General features: G+C 32.5%; 23 protein-coding genes and 1 other annotated feature. Of the genes, 3 read left to right on the top strand and 20 right to left on the bottom strand.

The features are described 5' to 3' along the window. Nucleotides 1-128 precede the first annotated feature (128 nt). Nucleotides 129-923, top strand: coding sequence for a nitroreductase family protein (locus CLCHR_RS06310; RefSeq protein ID WP_079438855.1), 795 nt, complete (start codon nt 129-131; stop codon nt 921-923). 220 nt (nt 924-1,143) lie between these two features. Here the strand turns inward: CLCHR_RS06310 and CLCHR_RS06305 are convergent, their stop codons facing one another. The 8 genes from CLCHR_RS06305 to CLCHR_RS06270 all read right to left on the bottom strand — a co-directional run bounded on the left by CLCHR_RS06305 (nt 1,144) and on the right by CLCHR_RS06270 (nt 9,225). Beyond that, nucleotides 1,144-1,518: a DUF956 family protein gene (locus CLCHR_RS06305; RefSeq protein WP_079438854.1), complete on the bottom strand. Its 375-nt coding sequence runs from the start codon at nt 1,516-1,518 to the stop codon at nt 1,144-1,146. A gap of 268 nt (nt 1,519-1,786) precedes the next feature. After that, complete coding sequence (locus CLCHR_RS06300; RefSeq protein ID WP_079438853.1) at nt 1,787-2,698, bottom strand: PTS system mannose/fructose/sorbose family transporter subunit IID; 912 nt, start codon at nt 2,696-2,698, stop codon at nt 1,787-1,789. Nucleotides 2,699-2,717: 19 nt separating this feature from the next. Continuing rightward, on the bottom strand, nt 2,718-3,524 hold the full coding sequence (locus tag CLCHR_RS06295) for a PTS mannose/fructose/sorbose transporter subunit IIC (protein WP_079438852.1): 807 nt from the start codon (nt 3,522-3,524) through the stop codon (nt 2,718-2,720). Nucleotides 3,525-3,559: 35 nt separating this feature from the next. After that, on the bottom strand, nt 3,560-4,537 hold the full coding sequence (locus CLCHR_RS06290) for a mannose/fructose/sorbose PTS transporter subunit IIA (RefSeq protein ID WP_079438851.1): 978 nt from the start codon (nt 4,535-4,537) through the stop codon (nt 3,560-3,562). Between the two features lie 377 nt (nt 4,538-4,914). After that, on the bottom strand, nt 4,915-5,526 hold the full coding sequence (locus CLCHR_RS06285; protein ID WP_079438850.1) for an HD domain-containing protein: 612 nt from the start codon (nt 5,524-5,526) through the stop codon (nt 4,915-4,917). Next, the gene (locus CLCHR_RS06280; protein WP_207652306.1) at nt 5,523-7,190 is read right to left on the bottom strand and encodes an ABC transporter permease; all 1,668 of its coding nucleotides are present in this window, start codon (nt 7,188-7,190) and stop codon (nt 5,523-5,525) included. Before CLCHR_RS06280 ends, CLCHR_RS06285 begins: the two co-directional genes overlap by 4 nt. Nucleotides 7,191-7,213: 23 nt before the next feature. After that, on the bottom strand, nt 7,214-8,245 hold the full coding sequence (locus CLCHR_RS06275; RefSeq protein WP_079438848.1) for an ABC transporter substrate-binding protein: 1,032 nt from the start codon (nt 8,243-8,245) through the stop codon (nt 7,214-7,216). Nucleotides 8,246-8,256: 11 nt separating this feature from the next. After that, a complete protein-coding gene (locus CLCHR_RS06270) occupies nt 8,257-9,225 on the bottom strand; it encodes an ABC transporter ATP-binding protein (protein WP_079438847.1) in 969 nt (322 codons plus the stop codon). 293 nt (nt 9,226-9,518) lie between these two features. Here CLCHR_RS06270 and CLCHR_RS06265 point away from each other — a divergent pair, with 293 nt between their 5' ends. Both CLCHR_RS06265 and CLCHR_RS06260 read left to right on the top strand, forming a co-directional pair. Beyond that, nucleotides 9,519-10,415, top strand: coding sequence for a LysR family transcriptional regulator (locus tag CLCHR_RS06265; protein WP_079438846.1), 897 nt, complete (start codon nt 9,519-9,521; stop codon nt 10,413-10,415). Between the two features lie 341 nt (nt 10,416-10,756). Then, nucleotides 10,757-12,085 (top strand): APC family permease, encoded by a 1,329-nt coding sequence (locus CLCHR_RS06260; RefSeq protein WP_079438845.1) that lies wholly within the window; start codon nt 10,757-10,759, stop codon nt 12,083-12,085. 93 nt (nt 12,086-12,178) lie between these two features. Here CLCHR_RS06260 and CLCHR_RS06255 read toward each other — a convergent pair whose 3' ends face one another. The 12 genes from CLCHR_RS06255 to CLCHR_RS06200 all read right to left on the bottom strand — a co-directional run bounded on the left by CLCHR_RS06255 (nt 12,179) and on the right by CLCHR_RS06200 (nt 23,044). After that, nucleotides 12,179-13,027: a helix-turn-helix domain-containing protein gene (locus CLCHR_RS06255; RefSeq protein ID WP_079438844.1), complete on the bottom strand. Its 849-nt coding sequence runs from the start codon at nt 13,025-13,027 to the stop codon at nt 12,179-12,181. 462 nt (nt 13,028-13,489) lie between these two features. After that, the gene (locus CLCHR_RS06250) at nt 13,490-13,894 is read right to left on the bottom strand and encodes a Rid family hydrolase (protein WP_079438843.1); all 405 of its coding nucleotides are present in this window, start codon (nt 13,892-13,894) and stop codon (nt 13,490-13,492) included. A 93-nt stretch (nt 13,895-13,987) separates the two neighbouring features. Next, nucleotides 13,988-15,115 carry an NAD(P)/FAD-dependent oxidoreductase gene (locus CLCHR_RS06245; protein WP_079438842.1) on the bottom strand — a complete coding sequence of 376 codons (1,128 nt, stop codon included), beginning with the start codon at nt 15,113-15,115 and terminating at the stop codon, nt 13,988-13,990. A gap of 1 nt (nt 15,116) precedes the next feature. Next, nucleotides 15,117-15,446 (bottom strand): (2Fe-2S)-binding protein, encoded by a 330-nt coding sequence (locus CLCHR_RS06240; protein WP_009172312.1) that lies wholly within the window; start codon nt 15,444-15,446, stop codon nt 15,117-15,119. 11 nt (nt 15,447-15,457) lie between these two features. Beyond that, nucleotides 15,458-17,035, bottom strand: coding sequence for an FAD-dependent oxidoreductase (locus CLCHR_RS06235; protein ID WP_079438841.1), 1,578 nt, complete (start codon nt 17,033-17,035; stop codon nt 15,458-15,460). A gap of 27 nt (nt 17,036-17,062) precedes the next feature. Continuing rightward, nucleotides 17,063-17,374: a (2Fe-2S)-binding protein gene (locus tag CLCHR_RS06230; protein ID WP_079438840.1), complete on the bottom strand. Its 312-nt coding sequence runs from the start codon at nt 17,372-17,374 to the stop codon at nt 17,063-17,065. 33 nt (nt 17,375-17,407) lie between these two features. Continuing rightward, nucleotides 17,408-18,544, bottom strand: coding sequence for an ornithine cyclodeaminase family protein (locus CLCHR_RS06225; protein ID WP_079438839.1), 1,137 nt, complete (start codon nt 18,542-18,544; stop codon nt 17,408-17,410). A gap of 222 nt (nt 18,545-18,766) precedes the next feature. After that, on the bottom strand, nt 18,767-19,966 hold the full coding sequence (tyrS, locus tag CLCHR_RS06220) for a tyrosine--tRNA ligase (RefSeq protein ID WP_079438838.1): 1,200 nt from the start codon (nt 19,964-19,966) through the stop codon (nt 18,767-18,769). 231 nt (nt 19,967-20,197) lie between these two features. Beyond that, nucleotides 20,198-20,458 (bottom strand) — a binding site (T-box leader). A gap of 95 nt (nt 20,459-20,553) precedes the next feature. Continuing rightward, entirely contained in the window at nt 20,554-20,985 is a 432-nt protein-coding gene (locus tag CLCHR_RS06215; RefSeq protein ID WP_079438837.1) for an MOSC domain-containing protein, read from the bottom strand. An 8-nt stretch (nt 20,986-20,993) separates the two neighbouring features. Beyond that, nucleotides 20,994-21,464 carry a cyclic pyranopterin monophosphate synthase MoaC gene (gene moaC / locus CLCHR_RS06210; RefSeq protein WP_079438836.1) on the bottom strand — a complete coding sequence of 157 codons (471 nt, stop codon included), beginning with the start codon at nt 21,462-21,464 and terminating at the stop codon, nt 20,994-20,996. 4 nt (nt 21,465-21,468) lie between these two features. Continuing rightward, entirely contained in the window at nt 21,469-22,425 is a 957-nt protein-coding gene (gene moaA, locus CLCHR_RS06205; protein ID WP_079438835.1) for a GTP 3',8-cyclase MoaA, read from the bottom strand. Continuing rightward, nucleotides 22,418-23,044: a molybdenum cofactor guanylyltransferase gene (locus CLCHR_RS06200; RefSeq protein WP_079438834.1), complete on the bottom strand. Its 627-nt coding sequence runs from the start codon at nt 23,042-23,044 to the stop codon at nt 22,418-22,420. The genes moaA and CLCHR_RS06200 overlap by 8 nt, the downstream gene beginning before the upstream one ends.

Below are 23,044 nucleotides of genomic sequence, written 5' to 3'. Positions count from 1 at the left end.
AGATTTTACTTAAAATTAGTTTTACATTATTAGGCTTATTATATAAATCATAAGTTTTCCATAACTATATACATCAAATAGATTTTATTATTTGATGGAATATGCTTAAAATAAAGGAGAAGATAAAAATGAATTTGATAACTATAAATCGAGACAAATGTATTAAATGTGGTTTATGCGTAAATGAGTGCCCAGAAAGTGTATTAGAACTTAGTGAAAATGGGCCTAAAGAAATTTGCGGTGAAGAGTGCATTTCCTGTGGCCATTGTGTGGCTATATGCCCAAGGGAGGCAATTGATAATATAAAAACACCATTATCCAATCAAATCAGTTCAAAAAAATTCCCAAAACTAAGTCCTGAGGAAGCAGAAAACTTTATTCGTTCAAGGCGTTCAATCCGCTCATATAAAGAAACTACTGTTCCGAGGGAAAAATTAATAAATCTTGTTAATATTGCGCATTTTGCTCCTAGTGGACATAATCTTCAAGGAATATCTTATGCTATCATTGATGATAGAAAGATACTTGATAAAGCTGTTAAAATTGTAATTGAAGAATTTGAAAAAGACAATGTATCAAGTAACTTTACAAAACCATACCGTGAAAAGGGAATTGATACAATTTTACGAGGAGCCTCCAGCCTTATCTTAGCAACTGCTGATTCAAGCTTTCCACGAGGAAGAGAAAATTCAATTCTTTCATTAACATATTTAGAGCTATATGCACCAACTCTAGGATTAGGCTCATGTTGGGCAGGAATGTTTGAAAGAGTTGCTATGAAGGATAATTCCCCACTACTTAAATTATTTAATATCCCTATAAATAAGAAAATAACTGGTGCTATAATGGTTGGATATCCTAAATATACTTATCCAAGGTTAGTTGATAAAAACCCATTAGAGTTTACTTTTGTAACTCTGTAATATCACTCTATAAAAATCAAAACAAATATTCTACTTAAAATTCATTATAGATTGGACTGCCTTCAATAATAAAAAACCACGACCACCTGTAAGCAGCTATTTAAGCCATATACAAATGGTCGTGGGTTTTATAGTGGATCCGAAGCATGACCTTTAAAATCCAATAAAAAATTATTTTATTAAGTTTGATAATTTTTATTTTAACAATTATTAATGGTTGTCAACTCTTCTTAAATATGGATCTCACAGCTCGTTTCACCACATCAAAAAAACTTAACGAATAAACCATACGATCTGGATCAACATAATTTCGAACAGCTCTAAGTACTTTTTTTGCTTCTTTTGAAGAAAAAGTATAGGTACCATTTTTCTTTGTTCGGATTGCATATCGTGGAATCCATTTCCCTTTAAATAATACGGATGCAATTACATAGTCAACCTCTTCCCAAGGAATTTGAATAAACTTACGATAATCACGAGAATTATAGAACTCAAAACCCTTGTCACCGATCATGATCTTACCATAATCTGAAAAGCCTGTAAAAGCTGTTGCATCAATTGCTAGATCCACCTTTGTATTGAGTGACTGAACCATCCGATCTACCTCTTTTCTACTTATATACACATTTATTTTTATTATATATTTTTTACATGTTATTATCAATTATTCGAAGTGGATTAAACGTAACACACATTTAATTAATATTGTAAAAATCGGTTCTCTTGATCTACTTTAGGCATTATCAAGAAAATAATAAGTCAATTCATCTGCATATTAACGGCATATCGAGACTTGTTATTTTCTTTCATATGCCTTAATGTTAACAGAAGCCTAGGCTGGAAGCCTAGGCTAAGTAAAAATGTTACATTAAACCGATCAAGTGGAAAACAATACCAATTACAAATAATCCAAGAATAATGATAATTGGAGATACTTTCCTCTTAAGTAACCACATACAAAGAAGAGTAATTAATAATCCTACAAATCCAGGAATTAATGAATCCAAGTTATTTTGTAATGTTGTAACCTTAGTATCAGTTAATGACATACCAGATGCTTGTTGTAATAGAGCTTGCTTAACGCCTTCTGCTCCAGCAGGAAGTTTGCTCCAATCAATAAATGCACCTTCACTTAATTTAACAGATGATACTACTGGTGCAAATCTAACAGATACCCATCTGTTAACCAATGATCCTAAGATGAACATACCAAGGATAGATGCTCCTTTTGTAATATCTTGTAATAAAGTACCTGTTAAATCTTCACTAATACGAGATCCAGCTTTGTAACCGAACTCTTGTGTATACCACATAAATGCCATACGGATGATATTCCAAGCGAAGAAAAAGATAATTGGTCCAATAATGTTACCAGCTAAAGCAAGTGAAGCAGCTAATGCTCCTAAAATTGGTCTTACAGTGAACCAGAAAACTGGATCTCCAATACCAGCTAAAGGACCCATCATACCAATCTTAACACCTTGAATAGTTACATCATCGATTGGTGCACCATTTGCACGTTCTTCTTCCAAAGCTAATGTTACACCAATAACTGGTGAAGCTACGTATGGATGAGTGTTAAAGAACTCTAAGTGACGTTCTAGAGCTGCAGCTCTATCTTCTTTAGTCTTATATAATTTTTTGATTGCTGGAATCATTGCATATGCCCAACCACCATTTTGCATTCTTTCATAGTTCCAAGAACCTTGAAGGAAAAATGAACGGAACCAAACAGAAAGACGGTCTCTTTTAGTTAATTTTAATTCTTTTGACATTTTCGTTTCCTCCCCCTTCTTAGTATCTATCTATTAGATCCCCTAAAGGATCGCCAGTATTTGAACTTCCACCATTACCTGAGCCACCTTGTTTACTAAGTGCTAAGTAAAGAAGTGCTAAAGCCACACCTATTGCACCAAGGCCGATAAGTGTAATTTGTGAAACAGTTGCTAATACAAAACCAATTGCAAAGAATGGCCATACTTCCTTTGTAGCCATCATATTGATTACCATTGCATAACCAACAGCTACAACCATTCCACCACCGATTGCTAAACCACCTGTTAACCAAGAAGGCATTGCAGCAAGTAATGAACTAATAGGACCAGCTCCAATTGCTAATACTAAAGCAGCTGGAATCGCAATACGTACACCTTGTAAACAAATAGCAGCGATTTGCCACATTTCAATAGCTCTGATATTTCCTTCTTTAGCAGCAGCATCCATAAAGTGTACAAACGCTGTAGCAATTGTACGACAAATAATTGTTAATAATAATCCTGCAACAGCTAGAGGAACAGCAATAGCAATTGCTGAAGCAACTCCCGCTTCACCTTGACCTCCAAGAACTAAAATAATTGCAGATGCAACAGCAGCTAGCGCTGCATCAGGTGCTACAGCAGCACCGATATTTGCCCAACCTAAGGCAATCATTTGAAGAGTACCACCTAAGATTAAGCATGGTAGTAAATTACCTGTAACTAAGCCGATTAACGTACAAGCAATTATCGGTTGATGAAATTGGAATTCATCTAAGATACCTTCTACACCAGCTAAAAATGCTATAAAAATGACTAATATAATTTGAACTATATTTAAAGTCATGGTTATTAATCCTCCTTTTTCTCTAAATAATTAGATTATTTTAATTTTTTTAATTCTTCTTGTGCCTTTTTAAGTATTTCGTCCATATTTGCTTTTGAATCATTTGGTACTTTACGAACATCAAAATTAAGTCCAGCTTGTTTAAGCTTATTAAATATATCGATATCTTCTTGATTGAAAGCAAGTACTTTGCTTGGTTGAACCTTACCTAGAGAGTGAGCCATTGAACCAACATTAATTGTCTTTAGTGGTATTCCGCCTTCTACAGCTCTAAGTACATCTTTTGGATTTTCAAAAAGAAGCATTGCACGTTGCCCTCCAAAATGTTGATCATCTTTTGCAAGCTTAATCATATGATCAACTGGAACAACATGAGCTTTAACCCCCGGTGGAGAAGCTTGCGTGATCAAATTCTTACGAAGTTTATCTCTAGCTACATCATCTGACACGACAATAATTCGTGTAGGATTCACAGTTTTTGTCCAAGCAGTTGCTACTTGACCATGAAGTAAACGAGAATCAATACGAGCTAAAACATATTCAAATGATCCAGGTGTACCTGCATTAGATTGCCCTGCTCCCGCTCCTGAAGTTTTACCAGCATCTGCTGGTTCCAATTCTTCCGGCTTAACTTTAACTCCTTCTTTACCTGCGTTTAAGATATAAGCCGCAATTTCATGTGCAGATTCCATTGAAAGACGTGCACCATAAGCTTCAATAAGCATTGGTAAATTCATACCAGCTACAATTGCCCACTTATCTTTGTGTTCTTCAAATAGCATATTCGCTTGGTTGAATGGTGTACCGCCCCAAAGATCAACTAAGAATAAAACTTCATCTTGGTTGTCAAAGGATGCAATTGCATCTTTCAATTTTGCTCTAAGATCATCCGGTCCTTCGCTAGGCATCAGCGTAACGGCTTTAACGTTTTCTTGTTCTCCAAAAATCATTTTACCAGATTGCAAGATACCTTCAGCAAATTCTCCGTGACTAGCAAGAATAATTCCTACCATTTTTATACCTCCTATTTTTTATTTGTTACAAAAACAAAAGGCATAAGCATCGGAAATAAAACAATACAAAATACATTCGCATTTCATCACACTATTTGTACACTAAAATTAAATCATAAAAAATATGATAATACCCTATAAAACTGTACAAAAAATATGATATAACGAATAAATATTAAATCATTTTACTTCTCTATGCTTATGCCTGATCGAATCAGTAACATGCTAGATATTATTATTTCATTATAATGTATTCATGAACCATCGCTAGATGTTTCTCTCATGACTACGTTTCCATAATAACATTTTATTTTATAATTTGCAACATACTTTTTAAACTTTTTTAAATTTATTTTATGTTGTTGAATAACCAATTTTTACACTTCTAACTTTCCAAAAGTATTTTGTACGACATCTGGTAACAACTCATAAATTGGACGACCTATTTTATCTTCAAAATATTTCTTAATATTAAGTACAGCCCTCCACTTACATAAAGTTAAACTATTAATTCCTACCCTTAATGCAGTTTCAACGAATCTCTTTTCTATTAAGGCAAAACCATTAGGTAATGCAAGTGAGTCGCAAAGTTGTATTAATAAATCATATTCATTATACTGAATACTATTTATATATCTCTCTACAATCTTGATCTCTGCTTCTGAAGAGTCCCACTGTCCATATATAGCATTTACATCCTTAAAAGCAAAAGTATGAGTCATACAAATTCTTGCCTCTTCTTCATAGCCTTTTTCCATTAAAAAATTATATCCTTCCAGTATGTGATTCATCCCATTTAAATATTTGTGCCTTCCTATATCATGTAATAACCCAAATATATATGCCTTTTCTTCATAAAGATCTAAGTCTTTACTCGCTATAAACCTTGCAGCTTCAGCCACATTTCTTGAATGCTTAACCCATGCTCCTGAATTTATCCTACTAGCTTCTTCAAAAATTTCTTCTGCTTTCTGTAAACTTAATGTCATGAAATAGTTCCTCCAAGTTTTAATAGACCACTTAACTTATTTATAACCATAATCATAATTATAGTAATGATTACACAAATAACAGCCATTGCCATACCAAGATTTAAATTCCCTTGTTCAAATTGGGAATATATATAGGTAGAGGCAGTTTGCATGGAAGGTGGTAATATCATTAAGGCAGCCACTAATTCTCTAATTGAAATTATAAAGGTCATAAGCCACCCTGCCAGCATTCCTGGCACTAATAATGGTAATGTAATTCTTCTCAAAATGTAAAAGCCTTTTCCTCCAAAAACTCTTCCTGCATTAAATAAACTTTCATCAATTTGAATATAGTTAGCCTTAACATATTGTACGGTATAGGGTATAAATAATATTACATAAGTCAGCACTACCATTCCATAGGTGTTATATAAAGGTACTACCATCCATTTAGAATTCCAAAATAATATTAATCCTACTACCATAACTATTCCTGGTATAGTGTTTGGTAATAAGCTAAAAAAGTCTATTATCTTTTCTGATAATTTTTTAGACCTTTTAACAGAAATTGCAAAAATAGTACCTAAAAGCATGCAAATAGAAGTTGCAATAAAAGCTACTCCCAAGGTATTCAAAAGTGCTTTCATACCGTCTGAATTTGTACTCAATAACTTAATATAATGATCGAATGTCAAATTATTTATTGAAAGACCTCCGCTCCTTAACTTCATAATAGAAGCAATTAAAATTGAGAAATATGGTATACCTATTGATGCTCCTAAAAGTAAAATAACGTACATCCATGCTATAATTTTTTTTGAAATAGTCAGCTTATATACTTTTACGCTTGTACCTTTTCCACTTACTAAATTATAAGAATATCGTGTATTAACTATTGAGCTAATGTACCATAAACCTAAGCAGGTAGTCAAAAGTATTGATGCTAAAGCAGTGGCTTTAGCAAAATCAATTGGCCAGTTAGAAACATATTGATGAATTTCAGTAGTTAAAACATAAAAACTTATTCTCTTACCAAATGTAATAGGTGTCCCAAATTCTGATATAGTCTTTACAAATACTAATAATGCTCCTATTGAATAGCTAGAAATGAGAAGCGGTATGGTAATTTTACAAAATACATAAGATTTCTTACCTCCATGAACATAGGCAGCTTCTTCCTTACTTACGCCTATTTTAACTATAGCATTTTTTAAAATAAGATATAGGAATGGAAAAATTTGAAGACTCATTACAAGTACCATACCAAATAAATTAAAAAAATGCTGATTAAGTTTTATTGGAAACCTTATAAATTGATCCCAATATCCATTAGGCTGCATAAATAAAATCCATCCCATAGACTCTATATAAGGTGGGGTCATGAACGGAATCATTAACACTACTTCCAACCATTTATATTTTGCAAAGGATGTTTTTGTCATAATAAATGCTAGTGGTAAGGCAAATACAGTGGTCGTTATAACCACTAAAATGCCTAAAACCATAGTATTTACAAAAACGTTCTTTACTTCACCAGTGAACAACATTAAAAAAGGGGCACTAATATCCAGCTTTCCATTAGAGAATATACTAGTTAACAATATACATAAAATAGGCATCACCATTAGTATAAGTAAAAGTGCTATTATTAAAGCCTTTTCAATTCCTCTAATGTTTTTCAAACTTATCACCTCCATATGCATATTTACTTTTTAAATATCCCAGTGAATTTACTTATTGTATTTTTTTGGTTTTCATACATCCATTCAGAGTCTGTTTTTAGTGTAGGGATTTCACTGGCACTTGGTCTTCCTTCTATTTTTATATCTGTTCTTCCTGGAAGCAAATAAGCATCAGAAACCATTTTTTGTGCTTCATCTGATAATAAATAATCTACAAATGCTTTTGCATTTTCAACATTCTTACTGGATTTTAATATTAGAGCTGGTCTTGCACTTATTACTGTACCTTCTTTAGGATACACTAAATCAACTGCTTCTCCTTTTGCTTTAGCACTATAAGTCATATAATCTACGCCTGATACAACTATGCTCTTAGCTCCTGTAAGTACTGGGTCAAGTGCTTCTTGATTAGCACCAGCCATAAGGACTCCATTATTTTTATACTCATTAAATAAATTCCAGCCTGCTTCACCATTTGAACTTATATAACCTGTAATAAAATCTGCTGCTGAGCCTGACTGTGATGGATCTGGTATATTAACTTTGTCCTTCCATTCTTCCTTAGTTAAATCTTTTAGACTTGTAGGTGGAGTTTTAACTAATTTTGTATTATACGCAATTCCTAGAGCAGATAAGCTATATGAGAAATAATTCCCATCTTTTTCTGACCATTGAGTAAATAATTTATCACTATTTTTAGCTTCCTTATAAGGTAATGTTAACCCCTGCTTCATTAATCCTTGCGCAGAAGATAATGAGGCAAGTACAACCACATCCGCTGCTGGATTATCCTTTTCTGCTTCTAATCTTGATAGTATCTTTCCATTAGTGCTCTGAAACGATTCAACTTTCACTCCAGTCTTTTTTTCAAATCCATCCTGAATATTTTTAGCTAATCCATCTGGGCCTGCACTATAAACTACTACTGTGCCACTTAGTTTTTGCGTTTTATCAGCATTAGAACTTACAGTATTTTCACTTTTTCCACACCCTGCTAAAACCACTGTGCTAATTGATACTATTAATAATATTGATAGCATTTTTCTTAATTTCATTTAAAACACTCCTAACATATTGAATATATATCCTTTTTCTTAATAAACATCTTAAGCTTGTCACCTTGATTCTTTTTTTGTGAATCATACACTATAAAGTTTCCTATACTCATAATATCCACAAGAATTTCATATCTGTCACCAACATAACTTACTGCTTTAACTGTTCCTTCATAAGTTTCTACATCTTCTTCTTTTATCTCTCTTAAATGTACATTCTCTGGTCTTACTAATTGTTTTTCTGGAAAAATCCAATTAGACTTACCAATAAACTTTGCTACAAAGGCTTCAGAGGGGGAATTATAAATATATTCTGGAGAACCGACTTGAAGTATTTCTCCTTTATTCATAACTACAATTTCATCTGACATTGCTAATGCTTCGCTTTGATCATGAGTTACGTAAATAGCTGTAAGTCCTATGTTACGAACTAAATTTGTTATCTCTATTCTCATATCTTCTCTTAATATTGCATCTAATGCACTTAGAGGTTCATCAAATAACACCAGCTGAGGCTTTAAAACTGCTGCACGAGCAAAGGCTACCCTTTGTTGCTGTCCTCCAGAAAGCTCATGGGGAAATCTCTTTTCCATTCCCTCAAGTCTTACCATTTCTAATGCTTCCATTACTGCTTTGTTCAAATCTTTTTTCTTACCTGTAGCTTTTAAACCAAAGGCTATGTTTTCAAATACTGTCATATGAGGCCATAGAGCAAAATCCTGAAATACCATACCAAAATTCCTTAGGTGTATAGATTTATTTATCTTCTTCTCATCAGAAAATAGACATTCATCATCCATGTAAATTTCACCACTGTCTGGTTCTTCCAAGCCTGCAATAATTCTTAATAAAGTAGTTTTTCCACAACCCGAAGGTCCGAGTAAAGTAGTGAAATTACCTTTCTTTACCTTAAGGCATACTGACTTTAAGGCCTGAAGGTCACCAAAGTTTTTTCCAATTTCTCGTATATTTAACTCCATACTAATCTCCTTATATATTTAACTACTTCTTACTATAATCTTCTTTAATTAATTCATTGTTATCTTCATGTAAATATCCAGTTAACTTTTTCTATAAAAACTATTATATGGTATAGATTTTATCTATACTGTATTTATAAATATTATTATTTAAGTAGAAAATAACAATTCAAAATAGGCAGGTAGATTAACTTGTTATTTTTTTGATAATGCCTGCTTTAATGAAATACTGGCTAAATACTCACTAAAACTCTATATTTAAGGTTCTTAAGAAATCCCTAAGGAGGTAACCCATGAACATAAATCTTATTAAATTTGAAATATTAGAGGAACTTTATAAGCACAAAAAAATAACAGCTGTAGCTGAAGCATTAAAGCTTAAACAACCAACTATTACCTTTCATTTAAAAGCTATGGAAAAAGAATTTGGAGTAAAATTATTTGAAGCTAAATCCGGAAAACTTATTCTAACAGACGCCGGAGAAGCCCTTTATCACTATGCGTCTAAAATTAACGCCTTGGCAAAAGAATCCTTTAGGGTTGTTAAAGAATATGACTTAAAGAATGGAAGCATAAAAATAGGTGCTAGCTATATACCAGCAACCTACCTATTACCACGTATACTTTTTGATTATACTGAGAAAAATCCTAAGCTTTCAATTTCTTTAAAGGTAAATACTTCACCTCTTGTACTCAATATGCTTCAAAAGCATGAAATTGATATTGGAGTTATATCATGCGAGCCTTTTGAACTGCCAAATATAATAAGTCACCCTTTACTTGAAGAAGAAATGGTAATATTTTTCTCAACTAAACACCCTTTAGCATCTGAAGAACACATAAGTTCAGAATTAATCGAAAAAAACTCTTTTATCGTTCATGGTGAAAAGTCCAGTACTAGAAGTATAACTTTAAAATGGTTTGAAAATTCTGGTATAAAAGTTAATAGAAAAATAGAACTAAATTCTTTAGAATCTATAAAACATATGGTTTTGCAGGGAAGACATATATCACTTATATCAAAGCTGGCAATCCAACAAGAGGTTAATGACGGCAACTTAACCTATCGTGAAATTCCTTCCCTAGGGAATTTAATTACAAAGAGAAATATTTATTATGCTATTAATAAAGACAGACTAAACTCCTCTATCTTAACTAATTTTATAGAATCACTGACACATTCAATCTAGTATCGGATATGATCAATTATATTTTCCATGACCTTATTTTATGTACTTTTAGCGCTTTCTGAAGTAACATAAATATTTTCAAGCCAACTTTTCTTGTTTTTATTTTCCTGTTTTAATTTATTTTCAGATCCTTTTCTTACCCTAAATTTGAAAAATAAATAAAAAATTCTTTTGTTCCGAAATTTACAATCTTTAAAAAATGAATTTTGCTATTATATCAGAAAGAAGCTTCTCACAAACATATATTTAAAAGTAATTTTTATTGAATTTAGGGCAAGGGTGCTCTGCTTAGCAGAATACCCTTGCCTTTTATAATTTGGAATATAATGGAGGCGTTTATTATGGAACACGGAAAATTGAAACGAACTTTAAAAACAAGCGATCTAGTAATCTTTGGTTTGGTATTTATGATACCTCTAGCTCCTGCAGGCATGTATGGCGTATATTTAGGCCCTTCTGGCGGAATGGTTGCATTGTGTTATTTAATAGGAATGGTAGCCATGTTTTTTACTGGGATGAGTTACAGGGTAATGGCACAGAAATTTCCAACAGCAGGATCTGTATATGTATATGTTCAAAAAGGTGTATCACCTGCATTAGGTTTTCTAACTGGCTGGGCTATATTATTAGATTATTTCTTAATGCCAGCAACTGTTGTTATTATTGGAAGTATTTATGGTAATGCACTTATACCTTCTGTTCCTGCTTGGATATGGATACTAATATTTATCGTCTTTAGTACAGTAATTAATGTTTTAGGCGTAGATTTGATGTCTAAATGCAGCTGGATACTCTTTACATTGCAAATTATTGTGATCATAGCCTTTATAGGATGTACTATAAGACTTTTACTTAATGGAACAATTCATTTTAATATGATTTCATTTTATAATCCTGATCAGTTTGACCTATCTAGTATCCTTAAAGCAACAGGTATTGTTATTCTTAGCTATTTAGGATACGATGCTATTAGTACATTGGCAGAAGAAACTATTAATCCAGAAAAATCTGTAGGAAAAGCAATTATACTTTCGATTTTGATTATTGGACTAATATTTATTGCAACTACTTTTTTTGCAGGAATGGCTTATCCGAATTATCAAGACTTAAATCCTGATACGGCTTTCACAGATGTTGTTACCTTTGTAGGTGGGACATGGCTTAATATCTTAACAACAATTACATTGATAGTTTCCTTTGGAATAGCAACAACGCAGGCTTCACAAGTTGCGGTTGCAAGAGTACTTTTTGCAATGGGACGAGATGGAGTGTTACCAAAGCAGCTTGCATATGTCAGCAAAAAAACACAAAGTCCCGTAGTTGCTACTGTATTAGTAGGAATTATTATAACACCAATTTCACTGTTTTGTTCTCTTAACTTTATTACTTCAATCGTAAGTTTTGGTGCTTTACTAGGCTTTATCCTATTAAATATTGCAGTAATCAGCAGATTTTTACTAAAGAATGATGAACCAATCAGCTTACAAAAGAAAATAATAAATTATGGAATATGTCCTGTGATTGGCTTAGCAGTAACAGTCTGGATCTTTATTAATCTAGATGCAAATGCACATTTAATCGGAGCAATTTGGCTGTTAGCTGGCTGCTTATACTTAGCAGGTGTCACAAAATTCTTTAGAAATCCTGTTCCACAGTTAGAATTAAGTTAAGCACATTCAAAAATAAAGTAGCTGCAACTTACTTATAAAAAAGGAATACTCAAAGCATCTATTGCTTTGAGTATTCCTTTTGCATTTTATTCATCATATAATAATTATCCGTTTTTTATATTCGATTTCTTTTAATGACTTCATATACATCTTAGGCGTTGTATTTGTAAATTCGTGAAAATCCTTAATCATGTGGGACTGATCATAATAACCTAAATCCATAGAGATCTGTGCTAAATTAGACTCAAACATTTCTTTATCTAACTCATTTAAAGTACTTAATAAATATTGAAATCTCATAAGTTTACAGAATACTTTTGGAGATAATCCAAACTCTTTAGAAAATGTCTTATTTATATATCTAACTGAATATCCTGTTGCCTCTGCAAGTTCATTAATTTTAATTTTTCCTGCTGTCTGCATAATGTTATTTATCATATATTTCTTTAGATCTTTGTATTTATTTATTTCATTAAAATTAGCATAAAGCTTTATATATCTTTCTAAAAACACCTGTATCTGATAGTTAAAATCTCTGCTTGAAGTAATTTTTTCAAACAATTCATTATCTTTTATCACTTCTAAAAATGGAATTTCCTGTTCTACCAAATCTGACATGGTGATATTTTTAAATTCAAATGGACTTCCTGGTAAAAATCTTACTCCAAAGAAATATTTATTTTCACTATTATGGGTTAATGTTGGACGAAGAACTGTTCCACATATATGTGCATATGGAGCCTTATCATCACAACAGAATAAGATGTCAATACATCCATCTGGTACTGCAATAAAAGGTCTTTCTATAATATCTTCTTTTTGGAAGCAGTAGAAATGAGAAATTCCATAATTCATTATAACTGCCTTATAATAATGAGATGTAGTCATTACAAAGTATGGCTGCTTAGGCCTAATAATATTTCCTTTTGTTTCTCCCACCATATTTACTCCACTCCACTTCTTTTATCACATAAATTAAACTTCCTTGAATTTGTAAAATTATCTTTTAAAAAGTATAAATTTAATCGAAACTCACATATATAAATTCTTATTAACTTTCATCTACCATTAAACATTTTTGAAAATTCTTCAAAGAATACCATTAATAATTATCAATTACTTAACATATATCTAATAAATTTCAAAAAACAGATATTTATATCAACTATACATTATTTATTTTACATTGAGAATACATTTTTCATGGTTATGTAGGAATAAATTTATTCTTAATTCTATATATTATTCTACATTTTGAAAAATTCTGTAATGATTTAAGTTGTATTTATCAATTGTTAATCATGGCATATATATATTCATCAAATAAATTATTGTAAAAAAATAGCCAAGTCGATCTCCTTGGCCATTTGGACTTGGTATTTTCTTTCGTATTCCTAAGCTCTTTTATTGTTCATTAGTTATAATTACTGCATCCATTTCTATTTCAATTAACTGAGAAGGCCTATTAAGCATAGTAGTACCAACCATTGTAAAAAGCGGTTTGATATCATGAAAAATCTCTGAATAAGCTCTTGCAATTTCAGCTCCATACTTCATATCAGTTGTATAGCCTTTTATTCTAATAACTTCTTCTTTTTTAGAACCCGATTTCTCTAACAATTTCACTAGCTTTTCTAAAATATATTTTGTCTGCTCATAAGCACTACCCTCACCATAGACTGTGCCATCTGGTTGTACAGAAGTAGTACCTCCGATATAAACAAATGGACCTACCTTTACCATTCTAGAATATCCTGTTTTTTCTTCCAATGGAGCACCTGATGAATAATTTGTTCTCGTTAAATCCATATTAATTCTCCTTCTTTGATATTATTTATAAAAAATCTCATAATAAAAAAATTAAACTTATATTTTATAAATTAATCTTTGACTATTTAATATCTAAATCTTAGCTTTAAACCTATCATAACGGAAGGCACTTATATCAAGAGTAGTTCCATTTCCTTCTACCATTTCTGATAATAGCATACCTACTGTTGGAGAGATTCCAAATCCGTGTCCACAAAATGCACAGGCAAGTATAAGTCCAGGAGCTTCTTCTACCTGACTTATCACAGGTACATGATCTTTACAATCATCTATCCAGCCTGCCCAAGTACGAACTATCTTGGCATCTTTTAAATCTGGAAAATACTTCATTATTCCTCTACATATACATGAAGCTGTAATACTTGCTGTAGTTGGTGTTCCATTATCCTTATTAAGCGCTTCATAACCTGATGCACCACCAAATACAAAGGAACCGTGTTTACTTTGATGCCCATAAAAATCCGCTTCAGCAGTACCAAGCATTTGGTAGAACATTGGCTTTTGAGCTTCTGTAACAAGAACTTCTAGCAGAACTTGATTCATTGGAATATCTATCCCAACTGTAGCAGCTATTTTTCGGCTTTCATAGCCTGCTGCAAGAATTATATGATTTCCTTCATATACATTATCCTTAGTTACTACCTGCCTAGCTTTTCCTTTTATTTTTCTAATTTCAATAACTTCTTCTCCTGTGATAAAACGAGCACCTAATTCTCTTGCTTTATGATAAAAACCTAAAGTTGTAGTCAAAGGATTAGCGTGTCCATCAGTAGGACACCAGCTTGCACCTATAACTTCCTCTGAAAGATATGGATTAATTTCTCTTACTTCATCTCCAGAGATTATGTTCACCTCAAGCCCACAATCCTGAGCATTCTTTGCAAGATTAGTTAATATCTTCATATGCTCTACTGTTTTGCCTAATCTTAAATTACCTTCTTGATAATATTCTACATCGACTCCTAATTCTTCTGAAAGATTAGGCCAAAGATTTTTTATACCATACATAGCAAGTGGAAGTTCTCTCTTATCACGCCCTGATTGACGAACTCCTCCGCCATTTCTTGTTGAGCCTCCATCTCCAATACTGTCACCTTTATCGAGGACAATAACAGAATGGCCTTTTTTTGATAAGTAGTATGCTGCTGCATTTCCAATTACACCACTTCCAATGATTATTACATCTGCACTATTTTTCATGCTATTTACCTCCTACTTGTTCATTTCCGAAGACTTCCATTTCTATAGGTCTCATAGGTGCACGCGATACTGCTGGCTCTAATTCTAAAGGTGATATTTTAAGCTCTCTTGCCACAATCCCCTTAACCAATTTACCGCAGGTTTGTCCCTGACAAAGGCCCATACCTGTTCTTAAATATCTTCTAATTTCAGTTATGGTAAACATACCATCATGTACTGCTTTTCGTATTTCACCCTTTGTAATTTCTTCACAGCGGCAGATTATCATATCATCATCAGGCTGCGAAATAAATTCACCTATATCTCTTGATCTATCATTTACTTTACTCATAATCTTACCTCCTATGCCTGCTTAAAGAATCTTACTTTCATTCCCATTTCACTAGGAACCTTTATTGTTAATAAGTTTGTGTGATCAAAAGCTTTAACAGATTTAACACCTACTACTTCCACTTCACATGCTTCTTTTCCACTTCTATCTAAACCAATGCCTTTTGCACCTTTTTCTGGTAGCGGTAAAAATTCATAAGGAAGTGTTACTGAAGTATAACCTTCTTCAAAATCTTCATTCACAAGGAAAATTGATTGTCCAGAACAAGATGCAACACACATTCCACAACCAATACATGTTGATTCTTCATCAACAACTGGAAGAGAGGTAATATTTACTCCAATCTTAATACAGTTTTTATGGCACGCATCTTGACATGGATTACAAGGAATATTTTGTGAACATTCTATAACTGGATGTACTCCCTTCATAGACTTAACCCCTGGATATTTTATAACTTCTTCATCAGTTAAATATCCTTTCTTAAGAAGATTCTTTGAGACCTCAAAGCCTTCATCTGTCTTATCAATATCTTTTCCTTTATTTTCTGGACCAAACATACCTTGTCTTAAACTAGATAATGCCTTTTCCAATTCCTCTGCCTTTTCTTCTAATTCTTTTTTCTCAATAAATCCTAATCTATAAGAGGCTGCTACCCCTGCAATTCTTCCTTCTATCATGGCCGAACTTGCTTCTTCAATTCCTGAAACATCACCTGCTGCAAATATTCCTTTAATTGAAGTCTCACCATATTCATCGCAAACAGGAACATAGCCACCCTTTTTAGGATTCTCCTCCATAATGCAGCCAGCCATTTTAGTAAGCTGGGACATAGGAGAAAGTCCTACTGCAAGGCATATAGTATCCACATCAAAATGCTTTTCTGTTCCAGGTATTATCTTCCAATTACCATCAACTTCACCAATAGTAACTCCTGTTACACATTCCTCACCTTCCGCTTTAATAATTGTATGAGACAAATAGAAAGGAACTCCGCATCTAGCTACCTTTGCAGCGTGAACACCATATCCTCCGATTCTAGGTGCCGCATCGACTATTGCAACCACTTCACAGCCTGATTGTATAAGTTGATATCCTACAACTACTCCAACATTTCCGCTGCCAAGCATAAGAATTTTCTTTCCTGGTTGTACTCCGTGAAGATTCATCATAGTTTGGGCTGCACCTGCACCAATTACTCCTGGAAGTGTCCATCCATCGAAGGTAACCATATTTTCAGATGCACCTGTTGCAATTATTACTGCATCGCCCTTATAATGAATAACTTCATCATCTATTTTTACAGTAACTTCTTTATCTAAATAAAGACCAATAACTATAGCATTTAAAACAACTTCTACTCCTGCATCATTTGCTTCCTGTAAAAGCTCCTCACCTATTTTAAAGCCTCTAATTTTTGCTCTATGCTCTTTTGATCCAAAGAACTTGTGTATTTGCTTAAATAGTTGTCCACCAGGCTTAAAATTTTCATCAAATACAACAACCTTTAGTCCTCTTTTTGCTGCTTCTATAGCTGCTGACAGACCCGCTGGCCCTGCTCCAACAACAATACAATCATATCTTTTCATACGAATACCTATCCTTTCATAAAAATTTTATGCTTCTTTTTGGGCTGAAACACCATATTGTGTTTGAACCTTCATCCCTTCTACAAGAGGTGTTACGCAAGTTCTTACATTTGGCTTACCATCAACTACCATTACGCAGTCTGTACATCTACCAATAGCACAGAATATGCCTCTTGGTGATCCTTTCTTAGTATGTCTATGAACTAGTACACCCGCAGCTCTTAGTGCTGCTGCTATTGGTTCTCCTTCATATCCTTCAAACGCTTTCCCATCAAATTCAAAATTCACTAAACGTCCTTTATTAAGCTCACCTAAAATTGGATGCTTTTCAATTCTCATATAAAGATCTCCTTTCAACTGTAATAATTAAACTTAAGCTAATTGTGGCTCATCCCAAAGATTTAGCTTAGTCCCTATTCCTTTTTCAATAGCATTTCTATAAACTATAGTCCCCCATGCAACATCTTCTACTGGCATACCACCAACTGAATAAATAACAATTTCATCTTCCTTACGATGTACTGGCACTTTACCAATTAATACATCTCCTAAATCATCAATTTTGTCTTTACTCATTTTGCCTTCTTCAATTAAGTCCATACAGTGTACTGCTGGAATTGGAATAGAATTATATGCTGGAAATTCCATTTCTTCTTCCCAAGCTTCATATAATTGAATATTATCTGTAACAGTTCTTGCTCTATTTAAAATAAAATCATCATCAAATCTTGCTGCTGCTGGACAACAGAGTACTGCACCCGGCTTAATCCATTCTTCATTTATATATGGATATTCATTTATATCACCCGTTGGACTTGATGTTGCAATATGTACAATATCACAATCTCTAACAGCATCTTCTATTGTGTCCACAACAATGATATCTTTAATTTGTGGATAATCTTCATTAAGATACTTTATAAATCCATCAATTGATTTTTTACTTCTTCCTTTAATTTTTACAGTTTCAATTTCCGATCTAACAGCCATAGTCGCTGCAAATGCTGTTTTACTCATAACCCCTGGTCCAATAATTCCGACAACCTTTGAATCTTCTTTAGCAAAATATTTCACACCAACACCAGGAACTGCACCTGTTCTATAAGCACTTAAGATATTCGCTGACATATATGCAATAGGAGCTCCTGTATCCTTATCATTTAAGGTAAGCATAAGTATTGATCTTGGAAGTCCTTTAGTTCTATTTTCTACGTTTGATCCATACCACTTCATCCCAGCCATATCGAACTTACCACCTAAGTAGGCAGGCATTGCCATAAATCTTCTGTCTGGACCATCTTTAGGCATATTAGGAAATGGTGATTCTTCAGGGAAAACCATCATAACTCCGTGTGAATTTCCATTAGGACCACCCATACGATAATCTCCCATTTTTAATAACTTGAACATTTCTTCCATGGCTTCTACGCATCCAGCCATTTCTTTAACTCCAGCTTTAATCATGTCTTCTTCATTTAAATATAAAAAATCAATTTTTGTTTCGCTCATGTTACCTTTACCTCCTAAAAAATAATTATATTTTATAAAAAAAGGTCTAACTTCTTCATTGAAGCTAGACCTCTTTGCCTTTCTTGAGTATTATATTACTCCATCTATATAAACAAAAATTGTAAAAATCGGAACTAAATCATCTATTATTGATAAGCTTTCTTTTTTTGTGACTTTGCTGCGCAAACAAATACTATATGATTTAAAAGTAGATTACCTAGTTTATTTTAATCGTACAAATTTCTTCTTTCCAATCTGAATTACTATTTCATTTTCCATTTTTATATCCTCAAAATTATCTACTTTAACATTATTTATCTTGATTCCACCTTGGGAAACTAACCTTCTTAATTCATTTTTACTTTTTACAAATCCATTTAGTACTAAAATTTCTCCAATATCAAAATTTTCCCCTTCAATGATAATAGTCTCTATATCTTTAGGCATTTGACCTTTTTGAAATACTGTTTTAAATCTTTCTTCAGCTTTTTCAGCTTCATTTTCTCCATGATACAGTCTAACAATTTCTTTTGCCAATTTCATTTTTATATCTCTTGGATTTACTTTTTCATCTTTCAAATCATTTTCTAACTCTTTAATATCATCCGGGTGAATGTCTGTAACTAAATTAAAGTATTTTACTATTAATTCATCAGGTATTGTCATTGCTTTTTCATACATAACTTCAGCTTTTTCATCTATTCCAATATAATTTCCAAGACTTTTGCTCATTTTTTCTTTTCCATCAAGCCCTTCAAGTAATGGCATGAATATTGTGGCTTGTGGTTCTTGACCATATTCTTTTTGAAGCATTCTACCCATAAGGACATTAAACCTTTGATCGGTTCCACCAAGCTCTATATCAGCATTTATTGAAACTGAATCAAACCCTTGCATCAAAGGGTAAAAGAATTCATGAACGGAAATTGGGACTTGATTTTCATATCTCTTTTTAAATTCTTCTCTTTCCAGCATTCTTGCTACAGTCATTGTAGCCGCGAGCTTAATTGTTTCCTCAAAAGTTAATTTAGATAACCATTCACTATTAAATCTCACTTCCGTTTTATCTTTATCTAACACTTTAAATATTTGCTCTTCATAGGTTTTAGCATTTTCTAAAACCTGCTCTGTAGTAAGTGCTTTTCTCCCCTTGGCTTTACCCGTTGGATCACCTATTTTTCCTGTAAAATCTCCTATAATTATAATTACCTTATGTCCTAAATCTTGTAGTTGTTTCATTTTTCTAAGCACGACTGTATGTCCTAAATGTATATCCGGTGCACTCGGATCTAATCCCAGTTTAACAATTAAAGGTTTATTATTTTCATTAGATTTTATTAACTTTTCCTTTAAGGAATCTAATCCTATTATTTCATCTACACCTTTCATTATAATTTGTACCTGTTCATCTATATTAATCATTTTAATTTATCCTCCTAGCTTCTATTTATATTTTATGATTTTTTGTTTCAACATTAATTCTTAGGCAAATGAAAGAAAATAACAATTTCAAAATGCCATGGTTATTTTTTTGCATTTTCCTTATATTAAACTATATAATTATTGGCGCCTTAATAATTATATAGATAAAATAGAATACTGATGTCCTGGTAAGTATTGTTTTGATACAAAACAAAAAAGCTCTCATCCTTATAAAAGGACGAAAGCATTACTTACGTGTTACCACCTTAATTTATTGTTACCTCACAATAACAACCTCTTCAAGTACGCCAAAAATTATTGGTTATACTCTAGCACTATAACGTGTGCAACTAACGACATCTGCCTACTGGTTGTTATCTTTCGGAGTGCTGCTCAGAGATGTATTCAAATCAGCTTGTTTTGCCCCTCTCACCATCCGGGAACTCTCTTTAAAACTCTGTTAATTTTACTCTTTCTCTTCAAAGCTTTACTGTATTCTAATTTAAATTTATTTTATATTTCTCATCAAAATTTGTCAATATCTTTTTTAACAAACTGGTATAAATACTTCTGCAGTTGGTATGCCACTATAAAATTTCTATAGAATCGCCTTCTATAATCACTCCACCTTTTATTATTCTTGTGAAGATTCCTTCTGTTGGCATAATGCATGTGCCAACTTGATTTTTTATAGCACAACCCTTATGGCATTCTTTTCCTATTTGAGTCACTTCCTGAACTGTTTCTCCTATTTTTAGCCTTGTCCCGACAGGTAATTCATGAAGAACAATACCTTCAGTTGTTATATTTTCTGCAAATTTCCCAGCATCTAAGTCGCTTATCCCCATTTTAATCATTTTATCTATGCTTTCCTGAGCTAGTAAGCTTACCTGTCTATGCCATTTTCCAGCATGGGCATCATCTTTTAAACCATGCTCCTCTATAAAAATGCCTTCTTTTATAGGAGTTTTTATAACACCTTTTTTTTCACTAATATTTATTGATAATACTTTAGCCATAATTTTATTTAATTCTCCCTTATGTATTCTCCACTTTTTCCCCCGGTTTTCTTTATTAATCGAACATTTTCTATTACCATATCCTTATCAACAGCCTTGCACATATCATATATAGTAAGAGCTGCAGTTGTCACAGCTGTTAATGCTTCCATTTCAACACCTGTTTTCCCAACCGTTGAAACTGTTGCTTCAATCTCTATTTCTTCTTCACCTATATTAAAATTTATATCAGATCCTGTTATAAAAATATTATGGCACATAGGGATTAAATCCGAGGTCTTTTTTACGCCCATTATTCCGCCAATTTGAGCAACTGATAAAACATCACCTTTTTTAACAAGGCCATCTTTTATCAAATCTATAGTTTCCTTTTTCATTTTAATTGATCCTCTTGCAATAGCAACTCTCTTTGTCTCATCCTTTTCACTCACATTTACCATATGAGCTCTTCCTTTTTCATTAAAATGAGTAAATTCCATAAAATCAACCTCCAATTGCTGTCATTTCTCTATTAATATAATTTCCGTTCTCCAATTCATGTTCTTTGGGTTTGCTTTTAATAGTATCAGTAATTACTGTCTTAATATCTTTACCTTCTCTAAGCAATTTCTTTAAATCCACTTCAGCGTTTGAGTGAAGGCATGACTTTAGCTTTCCATCTGCTGTTAATCTTATTCTATTGCAATTTTCGCAAAACTTACATGATATAGGATTAATAAGCCCGACTTTCCCCTTTGCATTTGGAAGTTTATAATATCTTGCTGGAGAAGAAATATCTGCTGATTCTATTTCTATTAATTCTGGCATCTTTTCTAAAACTGTATCATTAGAAATATATTTATTAGATGACCAATGCTTTAGAGTACCTATTGGCATAAGTTCTATAAATCTTATTTCTATATCCTCATATTTTGTTAAATTTATAAAGTCTTCTATTTCATTTTCATTAAAGTCCTTTATTAAAACTACATTTAATTTAATTGGAGTAAGCCCACTCTTTTTAGCTGCTTCAATACCTTGAAGTACATCTTTGAGCTTGCCTACCTTCGTTATCTGTGAATATTTTTCTTCATTTAAAGTATCCAAGCTTATATTAAGTCTATTAAGACCTGCGTTTTTTAAATCTTTAGCATAATCCTTTAAGAGAATTCCATTTGTAGTCATCGCTAAATCATTAACTCCGCCTATTTTACCTATACCATCAATTAGCTTTAAAATATTTTTTCTTACTAAAGGTTCTCCTCCAGTTATCCTGACTTTATCTACACCTAATTCAACAAAACTTTCAGTAATGGCTTCTATTTCTTCCAAAGTTAGAATCTCTTTATGCCACATCTTATCTATTCCTTTTTCAGGCATACAATATTTGCATCTTAAATTACACAAATCTGTAACTGATATTCTCAAATAATTTATCTTTCTGCCATACGAATCAAACATAGTTTTCCTCCTGCCTATTCTTTCTATTATAAATTTCTAAATCTTCTTTCGAGTTAAGATTTATAAACATATCAAAAGAATAATCATATCTTTTCAGAACATTTTCTTCAATAAAAATAGGCTCTATAATATCAATTAATCCAGATATAGATCTTCTGTTAAGTGTTATAAGTTTTTCAATTTTGGGCAATATATCTACAGAATAAAAAGCATTAAAAGGCTCAACCTTACCCTCTCTTTTAGCAACACAAGCATTGGCTTTACTATTCGCAAGCACTTTCTTAATATAACGAATATAATTTAAGTTTACATTAGGCATATCACAAGCTATGAAGTATACATATTTGCTCTTACTTTCTTTAAGCCCACCATAGATTCCCGATAGGGGACCAATTTCTTTTATTTCATCGCTGATTATTCTTATTCCGTCTTCTGCAGTTTTATATTCTTCTGGCTTATTTGTGACAACAATTATATCTTCAAATTCTTTACTTAGTTCATGAATTAACTTTTCCATAATTCTCACTTCGTTAATTATTAAGAGCTGCTTATCAAAGCCCATTCGTGAACTTTTTCCACCTGCAAGTATTACTGCTGTTTTAAAAACTTCTACATTCAT

Source organism: Clostridium chromiireducens, assembly GCF_002029255.1.
GTDB classification, from domain to species: Bacteria; Bacillota; Clostridia; order Clostridiales; family Clostridiaceae; genus Clostridium; species Clostridium chromiireducens.
This window is presented reverse-complemented; position numbering and strand designations above follow the sequence as displayed.